The 12,370-nt window shown below is 71.1% G+C and carries 10 protein-coding genes; 6 read left to right on the top strand and 4 right to left on the bottom strand.

The genetic code is table 11. The features are described from left to right. A partial coding sequence (locus ABT297_RS28600; RefSeq protein WP_350555144.1) for a hypothetical protein occupies positions 1 to 306 on the bottom strand: 306 nt, incomplete at its 3' end. Here ABT297_RS28600 and ABT297_RS28595 point away from each other — a divergent pair. Both ABT297_RS28595 and ABT297_RS28590 read left to right on the top strand, forming a co-directional pair. Then, a complete protein-coding gene (locus tag ABT297_RS28595; protein WP_350555142.1) occupies positions 292 to 1,089 on the top strand; it encodes an expansin EXLX1 family cellulose-binding protein in 798 nt (265 codons plus the stop codon). The two genes, ABT297_RS28600 and ABT297_RS28595, sit on opposite strands and share 15 nt — an antisense overlap. Before the next feature lie 139 nt (positions 1,090 to 1,228). After that, positions 1,229 to 1,708, top strand: coding sequence for a nuclear transport factor 2 family protein (locus tag ABT297_RS28590; RefSeq protein WP_350555140.1), 480 nt, complete (start codon positions 1,229 to 1,231; stop codon positions 1,706 to 1,708). Between the two features lie 54 nt (positions 1,709 to 1,762). Here the strand turns inward: ABT297_RS28590 and ABT297_RS28585 are convergent, their stop codons facing one another. The 3 genes from ABT297_RS28585 to ABT297_RS28575 all read right to left on the bottom strand — a co-directional run bounded on the left by ABT297_RS28585 (position 1,763) and on the right by ABT297_RS28575 (position 6,782). Continuing rightward, complete coding sequence (locus tag ABT297_RS28585; protein ID WP_350555138.1) at positions 1,763 to 3,925, bottom strand: carbohydrate-binding module family 20 domain-containing protein; 2,163 nt, start codon at positions 3,923 to 3,925, stop codon at positions 1,763 to 1,765. Positions 3,926 to 4,090: 165 nt separating this feature from the next. Beyond that, a complete protein-coding gene (locus tag ABT297_RS28580; protein WP_350555136.1) occupies positions 4,091 to 5,704 on the bottom strand; it encodes a glycoside hydrolase family 13 protein in 1,614 nt (537 codons plus the stop codon). Between the two features lie 70 nt (positions 5,705 to 5,774). Continuing rightward, on the bottom strand, positions 5,775 to 6,782 hold the full coding sequence (locus ABT297_RS28575) for a LacI family DNA-binding transcriptional regulator (protein WP_350555150.1): 1,008 nt from the start codon (positions 6,780 to 6,782) through the stop codon (positions 5,775 to 5,777). Positions 6,783 to 6,986: 204 nt separating this feature from the next. Between ABT297_RS28575 and ABT297_RS28570 the strand changes: the two genes are divergently transcribed. The 4 genes from ABT297_RS28570 to ABT297_RS28555 are packed head-to-tail and all read left to right on the top strand — an operon-like array spanning position 6,987 to position 12,360. Next, positions 6,987 to 8,222 carry a sugar ABC transporter substrate-binding protein gene (locus tag ABT297_RS28570; protein ID WP_502885657.1) on the top strand — a complete coding sequence of 412 codons (1,236 nt, stop codon included), beginning with the start codon at positions 6,987 to 6,989 and terminating at the stop codon, positions 8,220 to 8,222. 6 nt (positions 8,223 to 8,228) lie between these two features. Further along, positions 8,229 to 9,761, top strand: coding sequence for an ABC transporter permease subunit (locus tag ABT297_RS28565; RefSeq protein ID WP_350555132.1), 1,533 nt, complete (start codon positions 8,229 to 8,231; stop codon positions 9,759 to 9,761). Then, positions 9,758 to 10,615, top strand: coding sequence for a sugar ABC transporter permease (locus ABT297_RS28560; protein WP_350555130.1), 858 nt, complete (start codon positions 9,758 to 9,760; stop codon positions 10,613 to 10,615). Before ABT297_RS28565 ends, ABT297_RS28560 begins: the two co-directional genes overlap by 4 nt. After that, positions 10,612 to 12,360: a glycoside hydrolase family 13 protein gene (locus ABT297_RS28555; RefSeq protein ID WP_350555128.1), complete on the top strand. Its 1,749-nt coding sequence runs from the start codon at positions 10,612 to 10,614 to the stop codon at positions 12,358 to 12,360. The genes ABT297_RS28560 and ABT297_RS28555 overlap by 4 nt, the downstream gene beginning before the upstream one ends. The last annotated feature ends 10 nt before the right edge of the window (positions 12,361 to 12,370 follow it).

Genomic DNA, 12,370 nt, shown 5'->3' with positions numbered 1-12,370 from the left:
GGCCGTCTCCGCCCGGCCGCGGCTCCACAGGTGCGAGGCCAGCCAGCCGACCGCGAGTTCCACCATCGTCACGATGAACACCTTCGCATATTCACCGTCCGTCAAGAATGGCCGCGATCCGCTCCCCGGCGATGTCGAGCCGGCCGAAGACGTTGCGCCGCACGGCGACCAGGGGCGGTCTTTCGTTGCCGAACGTTCGACCGCCGAGCCCGTGGTGTGGATCACATCGATGCCGGCGTCGGTGCGGCCGGAGATCGGGCGTGCGCATTGCCAGACCGTACAATCCCGGAGGTGAATCGTCGTCACCTTCGCTGGATCGTGCCCGCCGCCACCGCCGTCGTCGCCACCGTGGTGGCCGTCGTGCTCGTGACCCAGGTTGGTGGCAACGCGGCGTGCGCGGCCGGTGGCTCCGCGTCGCACTACTCCGCGGGGCGCAACGGCATGTGCAACCTCGGCACGCCCGCGGAGGGCGCATACGCGGCGGTCGGGCGCGCCGAGTACGCCGGCGGGAGCGCGTGCGGCACCTACCTGGACGTGACCGGGCCCAACGGCACCACCCGCGTACAGGTCGTGGACATGTGCCCGGGCTGCCCGGCCGGCAAGGTCGACCTCGGCAAGGGCGCGTTCGCCCGTATCGGCGCGCTGAGCGCCGGCATCATCCCCGTCACGTACGCCACCGTCCGTGACCCCGAGGTCGGGCCGCTGCGGGTGAAGGTCAGCGGCGGCACCGCCCGCTCGTCGCTGAGCGTGGTCGTGGACAACCATGGCAACCCGCTGTCCACTGTGGAGCTGCAGACGCCGTCGGGCTTCGCCGCCCTGCGCCACGGCGAGGACAACACGTGGACGGGTTCGTTCGGCGCGCTGAGCGACCCGGTGACGCTGCGGATCTCCGACGGGTACGGCCACCAGGCGCTCGTGGACGGCCTGGCGCTGGGCCAGAAGGACTTCCAGCAGACCCAGACGCAGCTCTACGGCGGTCCGTCGCCATCTCCGTCGCCGTCCACCGTGGAGTCCTCCGCGCCGGCGTCCCCGGAGCCGTCCGCCACGACGCTGGCCGCAGCGGCGACCAAGTCGCCACCGAAGTGCTGACACCGGCCCTCGACGGGGCCGGCCGCGTCGCCTAATGGGAGCTGCAGATCCCCACGATCTCGTCGCGGCCGGACTTTAAACGAAGTCTGGACTTCGATACAGTAATCGAAGTCCAGACTTCGTTTAACCGGGAGGCTTCGTGTCACGACCAGCCACGCCGGAACAGGTTGTCCGCGTTGTCGCCGCCGGTGTCAGCGCGCTGGTGGCCGGCCACCTCACCGAACAGGAGCGGGAGACGCACCTCGACCGCCTGGCCGGCCTGTATGCCGAGCACACCGACGTGCGGCATCCGTTGGCGCCGCTGGGCGATACGCCGCTGCGCACGCGGGCCGAGCTGCGCCGGCACTTCGCCGAGGCCCCCGGCCTCGGGCAGCGGGTCGAACGCTTCGAGGCGGTGGGGCAGGTCCACCGGACCGCCGACCCCGAGGTGGTCGTCTTCGAGCTCAGTTACGAGGGTTCGGTGAACGGCCGCTCCTTCGCGCTGCCGTGCGTCTTCGTGACACGGGTTCGAGACGGCGCCATCGTCGAATCCCGCGACTACGGCGACCATGTGGGACTCGCCCGAGCCTTCGGCCGTCTCGCCGGTCTGGCAGCCGCCCTGGCGGAAACGTCAGGGTGAGCGCGGCGCCGGGGTGGTGCGGCGTCCACAGTGGACGCCGCACCTTCCGGGGTACTACTTCCAGGTCGCGTTGACCGTCTGCGCCGTTGTGCCGGTGTTCAGGGTGCGGTTGGCGCCGCTCTCCCAGGTCACCGAGCCGTCGGAGTTCTTCTTGATGAACTTGTACTCCACCGCGGTGTTCGCTGGCAGGGTCACCGTCGCCGACCAGATCGGGTAGTTCGCCGAGGACAGGGCGATCGCGCTGCCGGTGTTCCACGAGCCGAGCGCCGGGATCGAGCCGACCACGAACACGTTCTGCCCCCAGCTGGTGGTCACGTTGGCGTTGAAGGTGACCGCGGGGGCGGATGTGGACGAGCCGTTCCACGTCGTGTTGATGCTGCCGGTGCCCGAGGCCGGGACCGTGTACGTGTGGTTCGAGCCGGGCTCCCACGTCACGTTGCCGGCGGCGTCCTTGGCGATGAACTTGTACTCGATCGCCGTGTTCGCCGGCAGCGGCACCGTCGTGCTCCACGACGAGCCGCTCGCCGTCATCGGCAGTGCGGCCGCGGTGTTCCACGAGCCGAGCGCGGCGACCGACCCGACGACGTAGATCGGGTTGCCGTTCGGGGCGCCGGTGACGGTGAAGGAGACGCCGCCGGTCGACGGGCTCGGCGAGGCCGACGTGCTGGGTGAGGCCGAGGTGCTGGGTGAGGCCGACGAGGTCGGCGATGTGGTCGGGTTGGCGCCGACGCGGGCGTTGACGTGCAGGGCGACGGCGTCCTTGGCCGCCACGCCGAGGGTGGCCCGGCCGGCGCCGTCGACCGTGACCGCCGGGCCGGAGCAGGTCTGCGCGGCGGCGTTGTAGTCGCCGTGGATGACGTCGCAGTAGACGCCCGCGGGCAGGCCGGTGCTGAAGGTGCGCGACGGCACCGCGCCGCCGCCGTTGTCGATCGCGATCCATCCATTGGTACCGCGGCTGAAGGCGATCGCGTTCGAGCCGTCCGACCACCAGTTGCCCACGGTCGTGTCGGCGCGGGTGGCGTTGCGGAAGCCCACCATGTTCTTGATCGCGCGCTGGCGGTGCTGGCACTCCCAGCCGCTGCCGCAGGTCACCGCGGTCACGTACCCGCCCGAGTCGGCCGGCGGCGACGCGTCGTTGTTGCTGAACGTGAAGGAGCTCATCACGTTCGGCGTGCCGAAGTTCCAGGCCAGCATGAACACGTTGGCGAGGGTGTCGGTCGCGCCGGCCTTGTAGTTCAGCGTCGAGCCGTTGCGCTCGGTGTCGTGGTTGGAGACGAACACCGTGGACTTCGCGCTGGGCTCGAGGCCCCAGCTCGGCCCGAACGTCTGCAGGTTGGCGATGCTGCCGTTGAACTGGTTCCTGAGGTTGGTGGCGTAGTTGAACTCGAGGATGTCGCCGATGCTCTCGTACGCCGACGGCGCGAGGTTGCCCGAGCCGCCCGGCATGACCTCCTGTGCCCAGTACACGTCCTGCTTGGTGAGCTTGCCCTTGATGGCCGACAGGTCCGCTTGGGCCATGTGCTTGGCCGCGTCGATCCGGAAGCCGTCCACGCCGATCGAGATGAGGTCGTTGAGGTAGCCGGCGATCTTCGTCCGCACGTAGTCGCTGCCGGTCTTGAGGTCCGACAGGCTGAGCAGCTGGCAGTTCCAGACCTCGGTCTGGTTGTTCCAGTCATGGATCTGGTTGTCCGGCTGTGGGCAGTCGGCGGGGTGGAAGTGGAAGTCCGACGAGCTGTACCCGGCGCTCGGGTAGCTGTAGTTGTTGGTGAAGCTCGCCCCGCCGTACGAGGTGGTGCTCGACTGGTTCGCGCCCGTCATGTGGTTGATGACCGCGTCGACGTACACCTTGACCCCGGCGGCGTGGCAGGCGCTCACCATGCTCTGGAACTGTGCCCGGGTGCCCATGCGGCTGTTGAGGTCGTAGGCGGCGGGCTGGTAGATGTCCCACCACGGGTGGCCGGGGACGCTGATCGAGTCCTCCGGCGGGGCGACCTGCACCGCGCCGTAGCCGGCCGGGCCGAGCACGTTCGTGCACTCGGTGGCGATGGAGTTCCACGGCCACAGCCACAGGTTGGCGATGACGTCGTTGCCGCCGGTGGCGGCCTCGGCCTTGCGGTTGCCGGACAGCAGCGGCACGGCAAGCGCCGCGCCCAGCAGCAGCGCTGCGGCGACGGCGAGAGTCCTGGTGAGACGTCTGGACAGGCGGGGTATGTACACGGGTCCCTCCGGAATGGCGGTAGCGGAGTGGGGTGGGCCATGGCGATCCGGTGGCGGCCGGATCGATTGACGCTGAGCGTGTTCCTCGTGGAAACCGAAAGTCAAGGACCTTGCAAGATTTTGCCCGCAAACACCTCCCGTCAGGCTCTTGAGCTGCCGAAACTCTCAGGAAGATTTGGGAGTTCTTGCAAAGATCCACACTGCGGTGTCCTCCGGGAGCGTCCCGCCGGCGACGGTGCCGCTGGCCAGGGCCACATGCGAACCGGGCGGATCGGGCAGCGCGACGGGCCCGTCGGAGAGGTTCACGACGCAGCGCAGGTCGCCCCGGGAGAAGTCCAGCACGCCGGGCGGGCTCTCGTGCCACCGCAGCGGGCCGGTCACCTCGCGGCGCAGGGCGAGCGCCGCGCGGTAGAGCTCCAATGTGGAGGACGGGTCCCCGGCCTGCGCGTCCGCGGCGAGCGCGGACCAGTCCGGCTGCGGCAGCCAGGACCGGCCGGTGGCGGAGAACCCGTGCGCCGGCGCCGCGGCGTTCCACGGCAGCGGCACCCGGCAGCCGTCGCGGCCCGGATCCGTGCCGCCGGAGCGGAACCAGACCGGGTCCTGGCGCGCGTCCGCGGGCAGGTCGAGCACCTCGGGCAGGCCGAGCTCGTCGCCCTGGTACAGGTACGCCGAGCCCGGCAGCGCGAGCATGAGCAGCGCCGCGGCGTTGGCCCGGCGCGGCGAGCCCAGCCGCGTCGGGTGCCGGCGCACGTCGTGGTTGGACAGCACCCAGGTCGTCGGCGCGCCGACCGACTCGGCCGCGTGGACGCACGAGTCGATGCTCGCCCGCACCGCCGCCGGGTCCTCCCAGTCCGCCTGCAGGAACTCGAAGTTGAACGCCTGGTGCAGCTCGTCGGGCGCGGTGTAGCGGGCCAGCCGCTGCGGCGTGGGCGCCCACGCCTCGGCGACGGCCATGCGCTGCCCGGGGTACGAGTCGAGGATCTTGCGCCAGGCGCGGTAGATCTCGTGTACGCCGTCCTGGTCGAAGTACGGCAGCTCGCGCCGGCCGAGCAGGCCGATCTGGCCGGTCGCGCCGGCCGCCGGGTACCCGGGGGCCTTCACCATCCCGTGCGCTACGTCGACCCGGAAGCCGTCGACGCCGCGGTCCAGCCAGAACCGCAGCACCGACTCGAACTCCAGCCGCACGTCCGGGTTGTCCCAGTTCAGGTCCGGCTGGGCGGGGTCGAACAGGTGCAGGTACCACTCGCCGTCGGCCACCCGCGTCCACGCCGGGCCGCCGAACACCGACTCCCAGTCGTTCGGAGGGTGACCGTCCGATGTCGCCGGGTGAAAGTGATACCGCGCCCGGGCCGGATCGCCCGGCCCGGCTTGCAGGGCTTGCGCAAACCACGGGTGCTCGCTGGAGGTGTGGTTGGGCACCAGGTCGATGATCACGCGCAGACCCAGGTCGTGGGCGGTGGCCAGCATCGCGTCGAAGTCGGCGAGGGTGCCGAAGGCGGGGTCGACGTCGCGGTAGTCGGACACGTCGTAGCCGCCGTCGACCATGGGGGAGCGGAAGAACGGGGTGAGCCAGATCGCGTCGACGCCGAGGTCGCGCAGGTGGGGGAGGCGCTCGCGCACCCCGATCAGGTCGCCGACGCCGTCGCCGTCGCCGTCGGCGAAGCTGCGGACGTAGATCTCGTAGATGACGGCCGTGCGCCACCACGGCTCCGCCGCGTCCGCGTCCAGGTCGGCGATGGCGTCGAGGGTTTGTGGCGATATATCGGAAATATTGGACATACTGGTCCCTTCGTGAGGCGTGACCGTCCGGGCGCGGGCCGCCAACCGCGCCGGATCGAGGGTGGGAGCGTCAGCGGGGCGCGATGCCCGTGGAGCCGCGCACGACGAGCTCGGGCGCGAAGAGGTACTCCGAATGCGGGGTCGGCTGCCCGTTGATCGCGTCGACCAGCGACTGCGCCGCCGCGTTGGACATGGCCCGCACCGGCTGGCGCAGCGTCGTCAGCGGCGGGTCGGTGAACGCGATCAGCGGCGAGTCGTCGTAGCCCACGACGGACACGTCGCGCGGCACCGACAGCCCCCGCGAGCGCGCCGCCCGCGCCGCGCCGAGCGCCATCAGGTCGGAGCCGCACACCAGGCCGGTGACGCCGCGCTCGAGCAGCCGGTCGGCGGCGGCGTGCCCGCCCTCGACGCCGAACAGCGACAGCTCGATGTTGTCGACCAGGCCGTGGCGCAGCATCGCCTCGCGGTACCCGAGAATCTTGCGCTGCACCGGAAGGTACCGCTCGGGGCCCGAGATGAGCCCGATGCGCGTGTGGCCGAGCGAGGCGAGGTGGTCCACCGCCAGCTCGCTGGCCCGCGCGTCGTCGCACGAGATGCACGCCGCCTCGAGGCCGGGCACCAGCCCGGTGACCATGACGATCGGCAGCGGGCGGTCGATGAGCTTGCGGTACCGGTCGTGGTCGGCGGTGGTGTCCGCGTGCAGGCCCGAGACGAAGATGATGCCGGCGACCGCGCGCTCCAGCAGCATCTCGACGTACTCGTCCTCGGTCACGCCGCCGGGCGTCTGCGTGCACAGCACGGGCGTGTAGCCGTGCCGGGCCAGCGCGGACTCGATGACCTGCGCGAACAGCGGGAAGATCGGATTCTCCAGCTCCGGCGTCACGAGACCGACGAGGCCGGCGCTGCGCTTGCGGAGTCGTTCGGGGCGTTCGTAACCGAGCACGTCGAGCGCGGTGAGCACGGCGTGCCGGGTGTCCGCGCTGACCCCGGGCCGGTCGTTGAGCACCCGCGAGACGGTGGCCTCGCTGACCTCCGCCTGCCGGGCGATGTCGGCGAGACGAGCTCGTGGAGCGTCCATGGCCATGGGACGAGAGTAAGCGGCCGCACCGCGAAATTGAAAGTCGGATGGAAGGGCTTTCAATGTTTGCAACTCCTTGCTACGGTCTGCGCCACCGGCATTCGATCGACACCCCTGGTATCGATGCCGGCACACCTTCCCTGGCTGCGCGACGGCCGCAACCACCGCCGCGGGCCAGCCCCTGGAACAGGAGCTTCCATGCGCATCCCGCTGCGCGCCGTCGGCGTGTTCGCCCTCGCCGCGTTAACCCTCACGGCCTGCGGGTCGTCGAAAACCCCCGAAACCGCTTCCACGCAGCCGGCCGCGACGCTCACCATCTGGGCGGACGACCAACGCTCGGCGGCCCTCAAGCCCTTCGCCGAGACCTTCGGCAAGGCCAACCACGTCGACGTGCAGGTCCAGGCGGTCTCCAAGGACCTGCAGACCAACTACGTGACCGCCGCGCAGTCCGGCAAGGGCCCGGACATCGTCGTCGGCGCGCACGACTGGATCGGCAACCTGGTCCAGAACGGCACCATCGACCCGATCCAGCTGCCGGACTCGCAGAAGTCCGCGTTCGCCGACGTCGCGGTCAAGGCCGTCACGTTCAACGGCCAGCTCTACGGCGTGCCGTACGCGATCGAGAACCTCGCCCTCATCCGCAACACCGACCTGGCGCCCACCGCGCCGGCCACCGTCGAGGACCTCGTCGCGGCCGGCAAGGCGCTCAAGGACTCGGGCAAGGTCAGCAACATCATGTCGCTGCAGGTCGGCCAGAACGGCGACGCGTACCACATCTACCCGCTGTTCAGCTCGGCCGGCGGCTACCTGTTCGGCACCAAGCCCAACGGCGACTACGACCCGGCCGACCTCGGTGTCGACAAGCCCGCGTCGGTCGAGGCGTTCAAGAAGATCGCCGCGCTGGGCGAGAAGGGCGCGGGCGCCCTGACCCGCTCGGTCAACAGCGACAACGCCATCCCGACCTTCACCGGCGGCAAGACGCCGTTCCTCATCTCCGGGCCGTGGGCCGTCGCCGACATCAAGAAGGCCGGCATCAAGTACGACATCACGCCGATCCCGCCCTTCGCCGGCGGCAAGCCCGCGCAGCCGTTCGTCGGCGTGCAGGCGTTCTACGTGGCCAGCAAGGGCAAGAGCAAGGCCCTGGCCAACGAGTTCATCACCAACTACCTCACCAAGCCGGACCTGCAGGTGGCGCTGTACCAGACCAACCCGCGCCCGCCGGCGCTGACCGCGGCCATGGACCAGGTCAAGGGCAGCGACCCCGACATCGAGAAGTGGCTCACCGCGAGCAAGGGCGGCGCCGTGCTGCCGGCCATCCCGGCGATGGCCGCGGTGTGGGACCCGTTCGGCAAGGCGGAGGCGGCCATCGTCGGCGGCGCCGATGTGCCCGCCACGCTGACCGGCGCGTCGAAGACCATCACCGACGCGATCAGCAAGTAGTACGCCATGACGAACACGTACCTCCGGGGCCTGGTCGTGAAGGTCGGCGTGCTCGGGCTCGCCCTGGCGCTGGCGGTCTACGCCGCCTTCCCGCTCGCCGCCGCCCACGCCTGGGGATGGCTCGCCGTCCTCGTCGTCGTCACCGGGCTGATCTTCGCGATCTACCTGTCGCCGCGGCCGGTCCCGGCGAAGTACCTCGTCCCGGGGGTGCTGTTCCTCCTGGCCTTCCAGGTGATCCCGGTCCTCTACACGGTCGCCACCGCGTTCACCAACTACGGCGACGGGCACCGCGGCACCAAGCAGGACGCCATCACCGCCGTCCAGAGCTCCTCCGTCCAGCGGGTGCCCGGCTCGGCCGAGTACGCGCTGTCGGTGGCGCTGGACGACGGCGGCCTGAAGTTCCTGCTGCTGTCCCCGGACGGCAAGGCCTTCGCCGGCGACGCCCAGGGCCTGCACGAGCTGGGCGCCGGCGCGGTCACCGTCACCGCCGGCCGGATCAGCGCCGCCGACGGCTACCAGCTGCTCGACCTCGGCCGGGCGACGCAGCGCAACGACGAGGTGCTCGCCTTCACGGTGCCCACACCGGATGGTGCGATCCGCGCCGCCGGCCTCACCCGCGCGTACACCGGCCTGGCCACCCGCTTCTACGACGCCGGCTGCGACTGCGTCACCGACCGCGGCACCGGCGCGCGGTGGTTCGCCGACGAACGGACCGGCGAGTTCGTCGGCAGGGGCGGCACCGAGGGCGAGCACCTCGCGCAGGGTTGGAAGGTGAGCGTCGGGCTGGACAACTTCGCCCGCGTGCTCACCGACGCGCGCATCGCCGGGCCGTTCCTCAAGACCCTGGTGTGGAACCTCGGCTTCGCGGTCGGCTCCGTGCTGGTGACCTTCGCACTGGGCCTGGCCTGCGCGCTGGCCCTGCAGGCCGACCGGCTGCGCGGGCGGGGCATCTACCGGGTCCTGCTCGTCCTGCCGTACGCGATGCCGTCCTTCGCCATGCTGCTGGTCTGGCGCGACCTGTTCAACCAGGACTTCGGCCTCATCAACCGGGTCACCGGGCTGCACGTGGACTGGTTCGGCACCCCGTGGACCGCGCGGCTGGCCGTCATCGGAGTGCAGCTGTGGCTCGGCTACCCGTACATGTTCCTCGTCGCCACCGGCGCGCTGCAGGCCATCCCGCGCGAGATGGCCGAGGCCGCGGCCATCGACGGCGCCACCACCGCCCAGCGCTTCCGCCGGGTCACGCTGCCGCTGCTGCTCGTCGCGCTCACCCCGCTGCTCATCTCGTCGTTCGCGTTCAACTTCAACAACTTCAACGCCATCTACCTCACCACCGAGGGCGCGCCGTTCCCGCCCGGCAACTCCAGCATCGGCGCGACCGACCTGCTCATCACCTACACCTACCGGCTCGCGTTCGGCGGCTCCGGCGCCCAGTTCGGCTTCGCCGCGGCGCTGTCGGTCTACATCTTCGCCATCGTCGCCGTCATCTCGGTCATCGGCTTCCGCCGCAGCCGCAAGCAGGAGGAGGTCTACGCGTGACCGCTCGAACCATCGCCTGGGTCCGGCGCACCGGCTGGCGCCACGGTGTCGGCGTGCTCGCCGTCGCCTTCTCGCTCTTCCCGATCGTCTTCGTGGTCTCCGCCGCCCTCAACCCGGTGGGCTCGCTGAGCTCGACCGGCCTGATCCCGGCCTCGGCCGGGCTGGGCAACTTCGCCGACCTGTTCCGCAAGACCGACTTCGCGCACTGGTACCTCAACTCGGTGCTCATCGCCGGCATCGCCGCGGCCGCCGGCGTCTTCCTGTCGATCCTGGCCGCCTACGCGTTCTCCCGCATGCGCTTCCGCGGCCGCCGGGCCGGGCTCGTCTCGCTGCTGCTCATCCAGATGTTCCCGCAGTTCCTGTCGGTCGTGACGATCTACCTGATCTTCGCCGGGGTCGGCGACTTCTACCCGGCGCTGGGCCTGGACAGCCCGTGGGGGCTCATGCTGCTGTACCTCGGCGGCGCCCTGGGCGTGAACACCTGGCTCATGAAGGGCTTCCTCGACACCGTGCCCAAGGAGCTCGACGAGTCCGCGGTCATCGACGGCGCCAGCCACGCCCAGATCTTCTTCCGGGTGACCCTGCCGCTCGTCGCGCCGATCCTGGCCGTCACGGGCCTGCTCGGTTTCATCGCCACCATCAACGAGGTGCTGCTGGCCAACGTCTTCCTGCACAGCGACGGCGCCAAGACCCTCGCGGTCGGCCTCTACGGCCTCGTCGCCGACCAGCGCAACGCCAACTTCGGCATGTTCTGCGCCGGCTCGCTGCTCACCGCGATCCCGACCGTGGTGGTCTTCCAGGCGCTGCAGCGCTACATCGTGTCGGGCCTGACCACGGGGGCGGTGAAGGGATGAGGTCCAGCGCCGAAGGCGTCGACCGGCAGGGGCGAGGACGGACGCATCACGACGGCTCGGCGCTGTACGTGCCGGACCAGAACCCGCGGCTCGGCGCGGTCGTGGACGTGTGGCTGCGCACCGGCCCCGACGTGCGCGCCGTGCACGTGCGCTCGATCGAGGACGGCGAACCCCGCTTCGCCCCCGCCACCGCCGAGCGGCGCGGCGGCGAGCTGTGGTGGCGCGCCGGCATCCTCGTGCGCAACCCGGTCACCCGGTACCGCTTCCACGTCGACGGCGACTGGTACACCGTGCTCGGCCGCTTCGCCCACGACGTCCCCGACGAGACCGACTTCCGGCTCGTCGCCCACCACGGCCTGGCGCCCTGGACCCGCGAGGCGATCGTCTACCAGATCTTCCCCGACCGCTTCGCCCGCTCCGCCACCGCGCCGGCCACCCCCGACTGGGCGGTGCGCTGCGACTGGGACGAGCCGGTCGACGGCCGCGGGCCGCTGGCCTCGAGGCAGTGGTACGGCGGCGACCTCGACGGCATCGCCCGGCGCCTGGACCACATCCAGGACCTCGGCGCCGACACCGTCTACCTGACCCCCTTCTTCCCGGCGCGCTCCAACCACCGCTACGACGCCGTCGCCTTCGACCGCGTCGACCCGCTGCTCGGCGGCGACCGGGCCCTGCGCCGCCTCGCCGACGCCCTGCACACCCGCGGCATGCGCCTCGTCGGTGACCTCACCACCAACCACACCGGCGTCGAGCACCCGTGGTTCGACCAGCCCGACCTGTACTACATGAGCGCCGACGGCGGGTACGAGTCCTGGCTCGGTGTCCCGTCGCTGCCGAAGCTGAACTGGCACTCGGCCCGCCTGCGCCGGCGCTTCGTGACCGACGCGGACTCGATCGTGCGGCGGTGGCTGCGCTACCTCGACGGCTGGCGCGTCGACGTGGCCAACATGACCGGCCGGCGGGCCGCCGACGACCTCACCCACGAGGTCTCCCGGCTCATCGCCGAGGCGGTCCGCGCCGCACGCCCCGACGCGCTGCTCGTCGCCGAGCACGCCCACGGCGCCGGCGCGGACCTCGACGCCGGCGGCTGGCAGGGCACGATGAACTACGCTGGCTTCCTGCGTCCACTGTGGAGCTGGCTGCGCGCCGACGACCTCGACCTGCCCGACTTCCTCGGCGTCCCCGGCGGCGTGCCGCGCCGCGACGGCCACGCGCTGGTGCGCACCATGCTGCTGATGATGGCCACCATGTCCTGGCGCGCGTGGACGCACTCGTGGAACCTGCTCGGCAGCCACGACACCGCCCGCATCCGTACCGTGGTCGGCGACCTGGGCCGGATGGAGGTCGCGGTCGGCCTGCTGGCCACCCTGCCCGGCGTGCCGATGATGTTCGCCGGCGACGAGTTCGGCCTCACCGGCGCAGGCGGCGAGGAGGCGCGCACGCCGATGCCGTGGCGCAAGAGCCTGCAAACCCTGCCATGGTACGGCCGGCTGCTCTCCCTGCGCCGCAAGCACCCGGCGCTGCGCAGCGGCGGCCTGCGCTTCGCCCACGTCGACGCCGACGCCGTCGCGTTCTGGCGCGAGACCCACGACGAGCGGCTGCTGATCCTGGCCCGCCGCGCGCCCGGCACGCCCGTCGCCCTGAGCGGCACCGCGGAGGCCACGAACCTCTACGGCGGCGCCCCGCTCACCGGCGACCTGCCCGCCGACGGCCCGACCCTGCAGATCTGGTCCTGCCCGCCGTAGCATCCATCGG

This window comes from Dactylosporangium sp. NPDC000555 (assembly GCF_040300025.1).
GTDB lineage: Bacteria > Actinomycetota > Actinomycetes > Mycobacteriales > Micromonosporaceae > Dactylosporangium.
This window is presented reverse-complemented; position numbering and strand designations above follow the sequence as displayed.